The organism is Nocardia sp. FBN12, from assembly GCF_054031145.1.
This window is the reverse complement of record NZ_CM132926.1, coordinates 7373314-7387917: the sequence shown is the minus strand read 5'-3', so window position 1 is coordinate 7387917 and position 14604 is coordinate 7373314. Positions and strand designations below refer to the sequence as shown.

The 14604-nt window shown below is 68.4% G+C and carries 14 protein-coding genes; 4 read left to right on the top strand and 10 right to left on the bottom strand.

Annotated elements, in window-relative coordinates:
- Positions 1-293: 293 nt before the first annotated feature.
- A complete protein-coding gene (locus ACWZHB_RS34645) occupies positions 294-782 on the top strand; it encodes a MarR family winged helix-turn-helix transcriptional regulator (RefSeq protein ID WP_427905871.1) in 489 nt (162 codons plus the stop codon).
- 70 nt (positions 783-852) lie between these two features.
- Here ACWZHB_RS34645 and ACWZHB_RS34640 read toward each other — a convergent pair whose 3' ends face one another.
- The gene (locus ACWZHB_RS34640) at positions 853-1257 is read right to left on the bottom strand and encodes a DUF7144 family membrane protein (RefSeq protein ID WP_427905870.1); all 405 of its coding nucleotides are present in this window, start codon (positions 1255-1257) and stop codon (positions 853-855) included.
- A gap of 78 nt (positions 1258-1335) precedes the next feature.
- Positions 1336-2835, bottom strand: coding sequence for a flavin-containing monooxygenase (locus ACWZHB_RS34635; RefSeq protein ID WP_427905869.1), 1500 nt, complete (start codon positions 2833-2835; stop codon positions 1336-1338).
- 89 nt (positions 2836-2924) lie between these two features.
- Here ACWZHB_RS34635 and ACWZHB_RS34630 point away from each other — a divergent pair, with 89 nt between their 5' ends.
- From ACWZHB_RS34630 to ACWZHB_RS34620, 3 genes are all read left to right on the top strand, one after another.
- Positions 2925-3479 (top strand): YdcF family protein, encoded by a 555-nt coding sequence (locus ACWZHB_RS34630; RefSeq protein WP_427905868.1) that lies wholly within the window; start codon positions 2925-2927, stop codon positions 3477-3479.
- A 66-nt stretch (positions 3480-3545) separates the two neighbouring features.
- Positions 3546-5174 (top strand): GMC oxidoreductase, encoded by a 1629-nt coding sequence (locus ACWZHB_RS34625; RefSeq protein WP_427905867.1) that lies wholly within the window; start codon positions 3546-3548, stop codon positions 5172-5174.
- 70 nt (positions 5175-5244) lie between these two features.
- Positions 5245-5994: a VIT1/CCC1 transporter family protein gene (locus tag ACWZHB_RS34620; protein WP_427909388.1), complete on the top strand. Its 750-nt coding sequence runs from the start codon at positions 5245-5247 to the stop codon at positions 5992-5994.
- Between the two features lie 47 nt (positions 5995-6041).
- On the opposite strand, the gene ACWZHB_RS34615 is transcribed toward ACWZHB_RS34620, so the two are convergent.
- The 8 genes from ACWZHB_RS34615 to ACWZHB_RS34580 form a co-directional block, all read right to left on the bottom strand.
- Positions 6042-7613, bottom strand: coding sequence for a Na+/H+ antiporter (locus ACWZHB_RS34615; protein ID WP_427905866.1), 1572 nt, complete (start codon positions 7611-7613; stop codon positions 6042-6044).
- Between the two features lie 77 nt (positions 7614-7690).
- On the bottom strand, positions 7691-8335 hold the full coding sequence (locus tag ACWZHB_RS34610; protein ID WP_427905865.1) for a hypothetical protein: 645 nt from the start codon (positions 8333-8335) through the stop codon (positions 7691-7693).
- 130 nt (positions 8336-8465) lie between these two features.
- Positions 8466-9419, bottom strand: a complete 954-nt coding sequence (locus ACWZHB_RS34605) for an MlaD family protein (RefSeq protein ID WP_427905864.1) — start codon at positions 9417-9419, stop codon at positions 8466-8468.
- Positions 9416-10468 carry an MlaD family protein gene (locus ACWZHB_RS34600; protein WP_427905863.1) on the bottom strand — a complete coding sequence of 351 codons (1053 nt, stop codon included), beginning with the start codon at positions 10466-10468 and terminating at the stop codon, positions 9416-9418. Before ACWZHB_RS34600 ends, ACWZHB_RS34605 begins: the two co-directional genes overlap by 4 nt.
- Complete coding sequence (locus ACWZHB_RS34595) at positions 10465-11562, bottom strand: MlaD family protein (RefSeq protein ID WP_427905862.1); 1098 nt, start codon at positions 11560-11562, stop codon at positions 10465-10467. Before ACWZHB_RS34595 ends, ACWZHB_RS34600 begins: the two co-directional genes overlap by 4 nt.
- Positions 11562-12581, bottom strand: coding sequence for an MlaD family protein (locus ACWZHB_RS34590; protein WP_427905861.1), 1020 nt, complete (start codon positions 12579-12581; stop codon positions 11562-11564). Before ACWZHB_RS34590 ends, ACWZHB_RS34595 begins: the two co-directional genes overlap by 1 nt.
- Positions 12569-13573 (bottom strand): MlaD family protein, encoded by a 1005-nt coding sequence (locus ACWZHB_RS34585; RefSeq protein WP_427905860.1) that lies wholly within the window; start codon positions 13571-13573, stop codon positions 12569-12571. The genes ACWZHB_RS34590 and ACWZHB_RS34585 overlap by 13 nt, the downstream gene beginning before the upstream one ends.
- Positions 13570-14604, bottom strand: coding sequence for an MlaD family protein (locus ACWZHB_RS34580; protein WP_427905859.1), 1035 nt, complete (start codon positions 14602-14604; stop codon positions 13570-13572). Before ACWZHB_RS34580 ends, ACWZHB_RS34585 begins: the two co-directional genes overlap by 4 nt.

Here is a 14604-nt window from a genome sequence, read left to right as displayed (position 1 = left end):
TGTCGACAAACGCGAAGTCAAATCGCCTGGAAAATCCGGCATTTCCCCAGGTCACGAGCCCCACTCTACCCAGAGTTCGGCGCGCGCGCTCCCGACGCTCATCGCGATCGATCACCAGCGTCGACCGGCGATCGATTGGCAACTGATCAGCCGTCCAGCGCTTTGCCGATCTTCAATATGCCGTCCACCTGGTGACATGACGCGACAATCGTAGACAGGGCACACCCTGCGGGATACAGTTTGCCGTCGTTCAGCAATTTTATAGTTACCATGCGGGTGGAAGGCAGGCCGAGGTGCCGGAGGATCTCGACTCGGTCGAGCGTCGCGCATGGAGCGCGGTGGTCACCCTCTCGATGCGCGTGCCGAGTGCGCTCGATTCCCGACTACAGCGCGAGTTCGGAGTGACCCATTTCGAGTACCGGGTCATGGCCTTGCTCCATGACGCGCCGGAGCGCCGGATGCGGTTGAGCATGCTCGCGGCACGTGGACACGGGTCCATTTCCCGGCTCTCCCACGTGGTTTCGAAGCTGGAACGGGTGGGGTGGGCGCGACGCGAGGCGGCGGTATCCGGGCGTGGGATCGACGCGGTGCTCACCGAGAGCGGGCTGGCCAAGGTGGTGGCGACGACGCCGGACTATCTCGTCGCGGTGCGCAAGCTCGTGCTGGACGGACTCGATGATCCGCAGAAGGCCGAGCTCGCGTTCTTGGGCGAACGGCTCTCACGCCATCTGGTCGACGCCCTCGGCGACAGCGATGCAGGCTCGTCGGGGCTCGACCACTGAACTCGGTGACCACAGCGCAAACGAACAGCGCCGCCCCGGCGATCGAGGCGGCGCTGTCTGGTCGATTCGGTCAGGAATTATCCGGGCGCCAAGTGGCCACCGCCCAGATCACCACGATGTCGACGGCGATGATCAGGATCGACCACCACGGGTAGTACGGCAGCCACAGGAAGTTGGCGATGATCGAGAGCGCCGCGATCACCATCGCCGCCACCCGGCCCCAGGTCTGACCCGCGAGCAGACCGATCGCGATGATCACCGCGAGTGCGCCGAGGACGATGTGCCACCAGCCCCAGCTGGTGAGGTCGAACTGGTAGGAGTACTCCGGGCCGACGACGATGAGATCGTCGTTGGCGACCGCGGAGATCCCCTGGAAGATCTGCAGCACACCGACCACGGCAAGCAGGATGCCGGCGCCGATGGAGGTGCCTGCCGCGATTCCTTCGCGCACCGGGTGCTGATTCGTGTGTGTCATCGCTGGGCCTTCCGTCAGGTCAACGCCATGTGCCACCACGGCACACGACAACGGTAGGAACCCGGCGAGCCGCGCGCCTCACCCGTTGCGGGTGAACTCCCTGACCCGCCGCGGCACCGGACGCAGGGTCTTGCCGAGGTCGGTGCGCAGGGTGATCAGCGCGTCGAGCAGGTAGTTCTGCCTGACCCGCCACGGATGCCGGTCGCCCTGGCGGGGGAACGCGGCGATCGAGCGCTGGACATAGCCCGCGTTCAGGTCGAGCAGCGGGCGTTCGGCGAGCGCGCCCCTAGGTTCGGGGACGACTGCGGCGCTACCGGTGCGGTCCAGGTGGGTGAGGACTTTGCAGACCAGGCGGGAGGTGAGGTCGGCGCGCAGCGTCCATGACGCGTTGGTGTAGCCGACGCAGATGGCGAAGTTGGGCAGGCCGGTGAGCATGGCGCCCTGCCAGACGAACTGATCAGCCAGAGGCACGGGCGTGCCGTCGACCGAGGGCGCGATGCCGCCGAAAGCCAGCAGGCGCAGGCCCGTGGCGGTGACCACGATGTCGGCGGGCAGCGTCTCCCCCGAGACCAGGCGGATCCCCTCGGGGACGAAGGCGTCGATGTGGTCGGTGACCACCGAGGCCTTGCCCTTTTTCATCGCCTTGAAGAAGTCGGCGTCGGGGGCGGCGCACAGGCGCTGGTCCCACGGGTCGTAGTCGGGGGTGAAATGTTCGGCGACGAGCTTGTCGTCTTTGAGGATGCGGGTGGTGAGGTCGGTGAGCAGCTTGCGTGCGGCGGCGGGGCGGCGGCGGCAGAACTGGTAGAAACCGATGTTGAACAGGATGTTCTTGGTTCGGATCAGCCGGTGGGCGAGACCGGCGGGGAGCAGCTTGCGGAGCTTGTCGGCCTGCTTGTCGCGGCCGGGGACGGGGCTGATCCAGGTCGGGCTGCGCTGCAACATGGTGACGTGCGCGGCGTCCGCCGCGAGATTGGGCACCAGGGTGACGGCGGTGGCGCCGCTGCCGATCACGACGATCCGCTTGTCGCGGGTGTCGAGGTCGGCGGGCCAGAACTGCGGGTGCACGACGGTGCCCGCGAAGTCGTCGCGGCCGGGGAAGTCGGGGGCGTGCGGCTGCTGGTAGTCGTAGTAGCCGGCGCAGGTGTAGAGGAAACCGCAGGTCAGGTTGCTCAGTTCGGGGCCGTCGGGGCCCTCGTGGGCGATGGTGAGCTGCCAGTGTGCCTGCGCCGATGACCAGTCCGCGCCGATCACCCGGGAACCGAAGCGGATGCGCCGGTCGATGCCGTTCTCCTGCGCGGTCTCGTGGATGTAATCCAGGATCGCGGCGCCGTCGGCGATGGAGCGGGCCGCGCGCCACGGCTTGAACGGGTAGCCGAGGGTGAACATGTCCGAATCCGAGCGGATGCCCGGGTAGCGGAACAGGTCCCAGGTGCCGCCGAGGTCGGCGCGCGCCTCGAGGATGGCGTAGCTGCGGTGCGGGTGCTCTTCCTGCAGCCGGTAGGCGGCCCCGATACCGGACAACCCGGCGCCGACGATGACGACGTCGAGGTGTTCAGGGGCAACGGCGGTGTCGGTCATGGGCTCCAGTGTGCCTGCCGTGCGACCGTGGCAGAAGAGCCGATCCTCGGCCCGGTGGCCATCGTCGAGATTTGGGTATCGTCGGTGCCGTGTCGATTTTTCGGCGTGCGGGATGGTTGCTCGTCGGCGCACTGGTCACCGTGCTGGCTGCCGCATTCGCCGGCTGGCCGGTCTTCGTGCACCCGCAAGTCGACCCGTTGCGGCCCGCTGATGTGATCGTGGTGCTCGGCGGCACCGCCTACGAACGATTCGATCTCGGCATCGAGCTCGCCGAGCGCGGCCTGGCCCCGGAGGTACTGATCTCGCAGTCCACCGGGCCCGACGATCCGGTGATGGACAAATACTGCGGCGGCCGATTCGCCTTCCGCGTCTCGTGTTTCGTGCCGGATCCGTGGACCACCGATGGTGAAGCGCGCGAAATCGTCCGGCGCGCAAAGATTTACGGATGGCGACACATCATCGTGGTCACGTTCACGCCGCACGTGTCGCGTGCCAGGTACATCGTGGAGAAGTGCTACGACGGCGAGATCACCATGGTCGCCAGCCCCTCGGACTCGGGGCTGGAGTTCTGGTCGTGGATGTATGTGCGCCAATCCGCCGGATACATCAGGGCTTTCGTCAACCAGCATTGTGAGACCGACTGACACGCGGTGGTCCGGCTCTTAGAGTGAGACCAGCGGTTCGGGGACCGCGCTGGTGAGAGGACGCCGATGCTTGTGGAGGATCTGCGCACTGTCGGTGACGACGCGTTGCGCACCCAGATCTGCGTCATCGGGTCGGGCCCCGCGGGCCTGACAGTGGCCACCGAACTCGCGGCCGCCGGGCTGCGGGTACTGGTGCTGGAGAGCGGTGGTCACGAGATCACTTCGGATGAAACAGCTTTCACCGCGATCGAGAATGTCGGCGCTCCGCGCGCGGAGCAAGATCGGATCGCGGGTAACCGGGTGCTCGGCGGGAGCTCACACAGCTGGGCGGGGCGCTGCGGTGTGCTCGACGACCTCGACTTCGCGAATCGGCCCTGGGTCACGCGGTCCGGGTGGCCGATCGACGCGGGCGCACTGCGTCCGTATGCCGAGCGCGCTGCCGCGCATGCCGGGCTCGGGCACGGCACCGGCTTCACCGAGGGCGAGTTCTGGCCGCTGGCCGGGCGGCAAGCACCGCCCGACGCGCTCGATACCGGCTCGTTGCGTCCCTACTTCTGGCAGATCAGCCGCGATCCGGCCAACCGGTTCGACTGCAAGCGGTGGGGTCCGCACGTGCGTGACATCGTCGCGCCGACCGCGCGGGTACTGGTGAACGCGACGGTCACCCACATCGACACCGATACCACCGGCGCGCATGTGAATTCGGTCGAGGTGACCGGCGCGGGCGGGCGGGTGCGCACCGTCGAGGCGCGGATGTTCGTGCTGGCCGGGGGTGGGATCGCCACGCCACGGCTGCTGCTGGCCTCGCGGCGCACCGTCGCCGGTGGGATCGGGAATCGGTACGACCAGGTCGGGCGGTATCTGATGGATCATCGCTGCGGGGTCGTCGCGACGCTGCCGCCCGCGCAGGCCGGGGCTGCGCTGGACCGGTTCGGGAAATACGTGGTCAAGAGCGCGCGCGGGCGGCACACCTTTCTGCACGGGATGGCGTTGTCGCCCGCGCTGCAGCGGCGCGAATCGCTGGTGAACTGTGCGCTGTGGTTGCAGGAGGTCATCGCCGACGACGACCCGTGGGACTCGGTGAAGCGACTGTTGCGCGGGCGAACTCGATGGGCGGATATGCGAATCATGCTGTCCGGCACCGGACTTCTGGTCAACGGTGTGCGACGTCGGCTGGTCGACGGTGTGGGGTTGCCGCACCGGCTCGCGGGTGTCGAGGTGCGGGCGATGGTGGAGCAGACGCCGAACGCGGACAGCCGGGTGCGGCTTTCCGGACGGACCGATCCGGTGGGAATGCCGTTGCCGCAGGTGGATTGGAAGGTCGGTGCGCAGGAGGATCGCACGGTGCGGCGGGCGACAGCGCTGCTCGTCGGCGAGTTCGCCCGGCTCGGATTGCCCGCACCGCAGGTGGTTCCGGCGGCTCTGCCCGACAGCACCGATCCCCTACCGCTCACCGACTGGGCGCATCCCAGTGGCACCACGCGGATGTCGGCCGATCCGCGGCACGGGGTCGTGGACCAGCACTGCCGGGTGCACGGGGTAGACAACCTCTACATCGCGGGCAGTTCGGTGTTCCCGACGAACGGGCACGTCAACCCGACGCTGACCGTGATCGCGCTCGCGGTGCGCCTGGCCGACACCCTGCGCGCGGGACTGGCTGCCGCCGCTGACCCGTCGGCGGCCCAACGGAGCTGAGCGAGTGGCCGACGTGCGCCGATGATCTGCCGGTCGGCCGCACTAGGCTGGGTGGGTGCCGGACTCGCCTATCGAGAACAGTCGTCCGAGTGAAGCCGCAGGTGCGCCTCGGTCGGGGCATCCGCACGAGCCGCATACCGAAGGGCTTGCGGATCGGTTGAACTGGCTGCGTGCGGGGGTGCTCGGTGCGAACGACGGCATCGTGTCCACCGCGGGGCTGGTGGTCGGTGTCGCCGCGACCACGAACAACGCGCAGACGATCCTCACCGCCGGTATCGCGGGACTGGTCGCGGGTGCGATCTCGATGGCCGCGGGGGAATACGTGTCGGTGAGCACGCAGCGGGATTCGGAGAAGGCGCTGCTGGCCAAGGAACGGCGCGAGCTGGCCGACGAACCCGATTTCGAACTGGCCGAGTTGGCGGGGATCTACGAGAAGAAGGGTCTCAGCCCGGCCACCGCGCGCGCGGTGGCCGCCGAACTCACCGCCCACGACGCGTTCACCGCGCATGCCGAGGCCGAACTCGGCATCGATCCGCGCTCGCTCACCAACCCGTGGGCGGCCGCGATCTCCTCGGCGATCGCGTTCACCTGCGGCGCCCTACTGCCGCTGCTGGCAATCGTGTTGCCGCCCACCGAATGGCGGGTGCCGGTCACGTTCGCCGCCGTGCTCGTCGCCCTCGCGATCACCGGCTCGGTGAGCGCGCGCCTCGGTGGCGGCAATCGAGGGCGTGCGGTGCTGCGCGTGGTGGTCGGCGGCGCCCTGGCGATGGCGATCACCTACGCGATCGGCGCCCTCACCGACTCGCTGACGAGCGGCTGACCTGAGCGTATGCGCCGACCGAAAAACCTCGAACGCAGCCGTGAAACTCAGTGCGTCGGGCCGAGGTCGAGGCGGCGGGTGACTCGGTCGACAACTTCCGGGGGCATGCCGGGTTCGCGGCGCGCGGCTTGGGCTTCGCGGCGGCCCGCTTCGGTGACGGCGGCGCGGACCGCGCGCATCTGCGCGGCGAGTTCGCGTTCCCTGTCGAGGGTGGCCTTCGCGTCGGCGCCCGCCGCTTCGGGGTCGGCCTTGGCGGACAGGCGGCGCAGCACCGCCTTGAGATCCTCGTAGATGTCTTCGGGGAGGTTGTCGCGCGCGGCGATCGCTTTGAGTTCGGCGAGTTCGGCATTCACGACCCTGGTCCACAGTGCTTGTTCGACGGCGCGTTCCTGGCGGGTGTCGGCGTGTACCCCGGTGAGGCGGACCACCAGCGGCAGTGTCGGGCCCTGCACGAGCAGGGTGAACAGCACGACCGCGAACGCGATGAACAGGATTTCCGCGCGGGCCGGGAAGTCGGCGCCGGTGTCGAGGGTCAACGGCACGGCCAGTGCCAGTGCCACGGTGGCCACCCCGCGCATGCCGGCCCACCAGGTGACGATCACCTCGCGCCAGGTGAACGGTTCGTCGGTGTAGGGCAGTTTGCTGCTGATCGCCCAGGTGGCCATCAGCCAGACCAGGCGCAATCCGACGACCACCCCGATCACCGCGGCGCTGACCCCCGCCAGCGAGGGCCAGTTGTGTCCGGTGGTCTCGATGACCACGCGCAATTCGAGGCCGATCAGGGCGAACGCGAAACCGGTGATGAGCATTTCGGCGATGTCCCAGACCGAGTCGGCGACCACGCGATACCCCCGGTCGCCGATCTCGGTCACCGCGTCGGTGAGATACAGCGCGCAGACCAGTACGGCGAGAACGGCCGAGCCCTCCCAGTGTTCGGCGATGCCGTAGGCGGCGAAGGGCAGCAGCAGACTCAGGCCGACCTGGGTGGTGGGCGTGTCGAGGTATTTGGTGAGCTTGCTGCCGAGCCATCCGAGCACCAAGCCGACCCCGAGGCCGACGACCGCGGCGATCGCGAAGTCGCCGAGCGCGTGCCATGGACTGAACAGGCCCGTCATGACCACCTGGATGCCGACGGTGTAGATCACGATCGCGGTGACGTCGTTGAACAGGCCTTCGCCGCCCAGGGTGACGATCAGTCGGCGTGGCAGGCCGAGGCGGCCCGCCATCGAGGTGGCCGCCACCGGGTCGGGCGGCGCAACCAGGGCGCCGAGCACCACGGCAGCGGCGACGGCGGTAGCCGGGTTCCAGGCGTGGAACACCGCCGCGACCGCGATCGCGGTGACGATCACCAGGCCGACCGCGCGCAACGCGATGATCTGCCAGCTCTCCGCGAACTGCCGCCACGAGGTGCGGCGAGCGGCGGCGTAGAGCAGTGGGGGCAGGACCAGCGGCAGGATCAGCTCGGGCGGGATGTTCAGGCTCGGCACCGCCGGGATCAGGGCGAGCAGGCAGCCGAACAGCGTCATCAAGATCGACGGCGCGAGGCCGATGCGGGCGCCGAGTGGTTCGGCGAGCACGGCTGCGAGCAGGATCACCAGAGTCAGTACCAACTGGTCCATAACTGACCAGTCTCACCGACATCGACGACCGACGAGGATCGACCCGCCGCCGGTCACGGCCTCGGATGACGGCCCGATCAGGGGCGGACGGCGGCGGCAGGCGGGAGCAGGATCGGCGGGAGGGGGAAGGGGAGTTGCAGGACAGGAGGTGGGGGCGGGGGTGGCGGGGGCGCCGGGGCCGGTTCGGGTTCGAAGACCGGGGGCGGTTCGGGTGGGGGCGGCGGCTCGTAAGCCGGGGGCTCGTAGACCGGTGGCGGCGGTGGCGGCGGGGGCTCGAAGGCGGGCGGCGGCGCGGGCGCGTCGACGGGCGCTGGTTCGGGAGCGGGTTCGGGGCCGGGGGGCGGCGGGGGTGGCGGCGCCGGGCCAGGGGGCAGGGCGTCGGGGGTGGTTACCGTGCATTGCCATTTGCCGTCGTCGTGGACACGCCAGTGGGCGGTGATACCGCCTGCCGAACAGTTCCCGCCGATCCGCCTGGCCGGCCACGGTGGCGCGAAGTTCGCGGCCTGTTGCTCGGCGGCCTCCTGATCGGAGCCGGCGACCGGGAGACCGTTGCTGTCGGCTCCCATCGGGTTCACCGACGGCTTGTCGTCACCCTGGTCGGCGCGCAGCACCAACCCGATCGCGACCACCAGCGCGAGCAAGGCGGCGAGTACCGCCGCGATCGCGACCGTCCGAGTACTGCTGCCGGCCCGCGTTTGGGGACCCTCGCTGCTCTCTGCCATCGCACCGCCTTCGCCGCGGATCAGGTCTCCCCCGTCCAGCACGCTACCGCACGGTTGCTCGCAGACCACCCCGCTCGGCGGAACAACCACTGGCCAGGGCAGATACCTACATCCGATGGTTGCCAGATGTTTACTTGATCGCGACCCGCACCTTCACCGCATCGGCGTCGGTGTTGTGCAACGCCTGCGCAATCAGCGTGCTCAGATCGAGCTGCGGAGCGGCGGCGGTCGCCGATTCGGTGAGCGGGCGCAGCCCGGGCAGCAGTGCCGAGAGCTCGGGGCCGAGCTCGTTCAGCTTGGCGGTGAGCTGCTCGAGCAACGGCACCAGACCACCGTCGCGCACATACATCTGTGGATCGCCCTCGGTGGCCCGGCCGACCGATTCGACGAACTGATCGATCACCTGACTCAACCGGATGAAGGCCGGCGCGGCGGACGAGGTGGCGGGCCCGGCCCAGCCGATATCACCGGAGACGTACTCGAAGTTGTTCTGCAGCTCCCCGATCGCCGGCGCGCGACTCATGAGCGCCGCGGCGAGCAGGTCGCCGGCCCTGGCCAGCTCGGGGATCACGTTCTCGGTGCCGACCATCGCCGTGCCGAGCGTGTCGACCAGGGTGCCGACCACCGCGGGATCGAGCTGCTCGACGGTCTTGGTGACCAGCCGCGCGACCTCGGGGATCGACATCGGGGTGCGCACGTTCTCACCGGACAGTCGCTGCCCGTCGGCGAGATAGGGACCGCCCGCGTCGCGCGGCACGAACTGCACGTACGGCTCACCCAGCGAGGACAGGTGTTCGATGGTGACGACGCTGCTCATCGGCACCTTGTGATCGGCGGCGAACCGGAACCCGACCTGCACGCGGCCGCTCGCCGAGGTGTCGACGCCGGTGACCTCGCCGATCTCGATGCCGGTGAGCAGGATCGGCGAACCGACGCTGAGGCCACCGGAATTCGCGATCTCGAGCGAAGCCGAGGTGAAGTCGGCGAACGGGTCGACGCGCACCACGCCGAAAGTCAGGTAGCTCGCGCCGAGCACGGTGATGGCGGCGATGCCGCCGAGGGAGGCCAGTGCACCGATCTTCATCGCACCATTCCGATCATCCGCAGCGCGGTGACGATCTGCGCTACCTGGTCTTCTTCGGACACTTCGACGCCGGTGACGTTCACCTTCGGACCGTTCTCGACGAAGGGAATGATCTTGTCGCGCAACAGGGCGGTGAGCAGCGCCATATTGGTCGAGGAGCGCAGGTCCGCCGAACCGCCGGTGGCCAGCGGCAGGAACGCGGTCGCGGCGGCGTCGCCGGAACTCGCGATCGGGGCCAGCCAGGTGAGCGAGGAACCGACCGGGCCGAGCGCGTCGAAGATCTTCATCGTCTTGGCGATCGAGTCCTGGGTGCCCGTCAGCGAGGCCACGGCTTCGGGGGTGAGGATGCTGGTCAGCGCTTCCTCGGTGTCGTCGTGCAGGATCGCCGCATTGCGGCTCAATCCGTTGACCAGCAGGTCGACCTGGTCGAGATTGGCGGCCAGGTCGGCGGCGTCGGCGCCCATCACCGCGGAGATCCGCGCGGTTTCCCTCGGATCCTGTGGCATCACCGAGTTGATCCGGCCGAGCATCTCCTGCAGCTGACCGATCGCCCCGCCCTGCACGAACAGGGCCATGGTGGCCATCGTGTCTTCCAGTTGCACAGGCGGTTTCGTGCGTTCGATCGGGATCGTGCCGCCGTCGCGCAGCAGGTCGCCGAAGCCGTCCTTCGGGGTGGTGAGCGAGAGGTGGATGTCGCCGAGGATGGTGTCCTGGCGCAGTTCGGCGATGGACTTCGTGGGCAACTGCACGGTGTCGAGGATGTCGGCCTCGACGATGACGTAACCGCCGCGGCCCGCGGGCGCGTCGGCGGGCTGGACCACCCGCACACCGTCGACGATGCCGATCTCGGCGCCGTTGGCGATCACCTTCGACTTCGCGGGCAGGTTAAGCGCGCTGCTGAACTCGATCTGCACGCGGTAGGTCGACCCGTTGACGGTGGAGCCGGGCACCGGTACCTCGGCGGGGTCGAAACCACAGCCGCCGACCGCGAGACCGGCCGCGACCACGAGGGCGATCAGACTGTGCCGCAACATCTTTCGCGTGTTCATCGAGCACCTGCCATTCCCAGCACAACCTGCACGAGATTCACATCGGCCAGTCCCTGCGCCGGGTCGGCGCACTGCCCAGGGAGCACCGCGTTCACCGCGGTGCACACCTGGTCGGCGTCGCCGCTCGGCAACGCGACCTTCGGCGGCGCGTAGGTGATGGCGGTGCCGCCCTCTGGATTCGTCGCGGTGTGGAAGGCCGAGGCGAGCGCGGGCATCTTCGCCACGATCTCGCTCAGCGATCCGACGTTGGCGCGCAACAACTTCACCAGCGGGACCACGTCGTCGAGCGCACCGATCAATGGGTCACCGAGGATGACGGCGACATCGTTGAGCATCGGCAGCAACTCGCCGAGACCGTCGAACAGCGAGGTGGCCGGGCCGAGCAGGTCGTCGGAGGCCATATTGAGCAGCGGGGCCAGCCGGACCAGCATCGTCTGCAGGTCACCCCAATTGGCGGCGACCCGGTTCGATACCGAGGCGAAGGCGTCGAAAAGGCTGGCGAGATGGCCGATGTCGGCGTCGGGCTTGTTCATCGCCGAGCCGAGCTTGTGGATGAGTTCGTTGACTGTCGGGCCGGTGCCCTCGGTCGCGCGGTTCAGCGACGACAGGCCGTCCGACAGCGCACTCGGCTGACCCGCGGTACCGCCGGAGAGCTCGTCGGACAGGCTCGCCAGCGCCGTGAGCGTTTCGGTGATGCTCTTGGGGGTCAGCGTTTTGGTGATGCAGCCGCCCGCCAGCGGCGGCGCGGTCTTGCCGGTGGTGAGCACGGCCAAATTGCGGTCTGCGGCAACGGAATACGCGACCGTGGTCGCGGAAGCATCGGAGTAGACCGGGAATTCGGCGTCGACCGCGAACTCGACGCGGACCTTGGCGCCCTCGTTACGCACCGCGGTCACCTCGCCGACGTCCATGCCGCGCATGGTGACGTGGTTGCCCGGGTAGAGGCCGATCGCGTCGGGCATGAGCGCGCAATAGGATTCGGTCTTCTTCAGCGGATCGAAGGCGATGAAGTAACCGCCGGTCACCAGCGCCACGAGCACCGCGACACCGGCGATCGACATGAACGCCTGTGATCCGAGTAGTCGTTTCAGCATCAGCACGCCTTCCCGGGCAGCGGTACGCACACGCGGGCGCTCGACTCGTCGACGACCACACCGGCTTCGGGGGTCGCCAGCTGCGACAGCTTGGTCTGCAGCGCACCGACGGTGCCGATGACGGGCTCGAGCTGGCCGCTGAGCTCCCCCAGCCGCGGCAGCGCGTCGGCTAGCGCCTGCACCTGCGGTTTCAGGGTGGAGTCCCAGGTCGGGGCGAGTCCCGCGAGACGATTCACCACCGAGGTGAGCAGGCGAACCGCTTCGGCCATTTCGGCCTTCTTGCTCAGCAGCAGGTCTTCGAGCATGTTGACGTTGTCCATCAGCCTGCCCAGGTCCGCCTTGGCGCCGTCGTACATGAGGATGTACTCGTCGACGACCGCGATCGACTTCGACACCTGCGCACGCTGCCGATCGAGCATCTCGACGTACTTGCCGACGGTGTCGAGCGTGGTGCGCAGCGACTCCGGCGAGGTCGCGATCGCGGAGTTCGCGGCGGCCAGGTTGTTGCGCACGGTGTCGCCGTCGACGGCGGCCAGCGGGGCGGTCGCGTCCTGGAAGGTCTCGATCAGGCTGTAGGGCAAGCGAATTCGGTCCGTGGGAATCGCCTTCTCGCCCAGCGGCTTCGACCCTGCCGGGTAGAGCGCCACGTAGTGACCGCCGACCACGGTGAGCATGCGGACGTCCAGGGACGTCTGATCACCCACGAAGACATCGTTTTTCACGGTGAATCGCATGATCACCTTGTCGGGCTTCAGCTCGAGCGAGGTGACGCTGCCGACCGAGATCCCGGCCAGGCGCACGTCGTCACCCTCGCGCACCGACTGCGCTTCGCTGAGTTCGGCGGTATAGGTGTCCTTGCCCAGCGGGACCACGTAGACCACGCCGGCGGCGATGATGAACAGCACGACCAGGCTCAGGCCGATGATGCCCATGCGCAGTTCCCGTGCGCGTTTGCCCGCCTCATCGGGGATCGGGCGGTCACCGGCGAACATCCCGGTGAGCATTTTCAGCGGTTGCATACGGTGACCTTCTGTCCGGCGATCAGCACCTGCAGCGGCGCGGGCACCTCGGCGGCGCCGTTGCTGCAGTGCGGTGTGAAGTCGGCGAAACCGCGTGCGAGCGAGGCGTCGACCGTGGCCAGCAGACCGGGGAGCTTGCCGAACACCTCGACGGCTTCCTGTGGATTCGGGAACAGCGCGCGGATCATCGCGTCGACATCGGCGCCGCCACCCTCGACCAGGCCGAGCGAGGCGAGCAGCCGGTCCACCGGCGCCAGCACCGAGGGCGCGGTCATCGCGAACTGCGCGACGCCGCCGATATTGCGCTGCATCGCCTCGAAGATGTCGGTGAGCCGGGCCAGCAGCGGCACCAGGTGCCCGACCTTGCCGCCGTGGCGCTCGGACAGCCCGGACAGGTTGTGGATCAGCGTGCTGATCACCTGCTGGCGGTCATCGGCATAGCTCGCGAGCTGGTCGATCGCGGTGAGCGCGGGGCCCAGACCTGTGCCGTCGCCCTCGATCACGGCGAGCATGCTCGCGGTGAACTGGTTGATCGCTTCCGGCGACAGCGTGGCGAGCACCGGCTTGAGGCCGCTGAACAGGCTCGTCACATCGAAGGACGGGACCGTCATGTTCGCGCCGATCCGCGCGCCCGCCGCGATGGTCTTGCCCGGGTTCGGTGCCTGCTGCAGGTCGATATAGCGCTGGCCGGTGAGGTTCTGGTAGCGGATGGCCAGCTTGGAGTTGTCGTAGATCGGGGTGTCGGTCTTGACCGTGATCGCGACCTTGGCCTTGTCGCCTTCGAGGCTGATCTTCTCGATCTTGCCCACCTGCACGCCGAACATCCGCACGTCGTTGCCGACCTTGAGACCGTTGGCGTCGGTGAACATCGCGTCGTGGGCGACGGTGTCGCCGTCGACCGGGCGTTTGATCAGGGTGAACACCATGCTGAGGATGGCGATCATCACCAGGCTGAAGACGCCCAGGCGCAGTGCGGTTGCGCGAATCTTCATCGCCCACCGGCCTTTCCGAACAGCGGCACCGCGATACCGGGAACCCCCCTGAGCTCGACGTCGAGATTGAGGACAGGACCGTTGGGGCCATCGGGCATGGCGCCGCGCAGGTTCTGCAGCAGCGCGGTGAGGTCGGCACCGGTCTGGCGCGGGTTCGGTGACATCTGCGCCAGCGCGAGCAGCATCGGCGCGAGCATGTCGGTGGTCTCGGCCAAGTGCCCGCCCGCGGTGGTCACGGTGGTGGTCAGGGCGGGCAGGATGGAGCCGCCGATCACCCCGACGCCGATGTCATAGCGCTCCTTGTCGACCTGGGTCACCCTGATGTCGCTGAGCTGGTCGATCACCTTCATGGTGGCGCTCGCGAACTCGCCGCCGCCGTCGAAGGCGGGGCCGAGCTTGCCGAACAGCTCCGAAGGCAGCACGTCCTGGTTGTCGGCGAGGGTCTTGGAGACCGTGATCAGCGCCTGGACCAGCGGGGTGAAGGCCTTGAAGTCCGCGGCCAGCTGGGAGATGACGGTCGCCATCTGCGGGCTGGTCACGGTCATGCCGACCTGCGAGAGGCTGCGCAGGATCGCGCTCATCGTCGCGTCGTAGACCCGGTCGCCGTTCGCACCGGTGAGGTCGAGGACCGCGCCCTCGCGCAGCGGCGAACCGCCTGCGCCACGGCGCAATTCGATCTCGGCGATGCCGAACAGGTTGGTCGGGGCGTAGTCGATCGCGAGGCTGTCGTCGATGCCGACCAGTCGCCGCGAGTCGAGCAGCAGCGCGATCTGCTGGGTGCCGCGCTCGCCGGGGGTCACCTCGGCGACCTCGCCGACCGTCACGCCGTCGACGCGGACCTGGCTACCCGCGCTGATGCCGTCACCGAGATGCTCGGTGTGCAGGGCGATGCGCAGTCCGTCTTCGCCGCGCAGATTCGCGTAGGTGACGTAGGCGAGTGCGATGGCCGCGATCACCGACAGGATGATCACGCCGGTCAGCCGCGACGTGCGCCGATCAGCCGCGACGCCGGGCATTCCATAGTTAGGCAT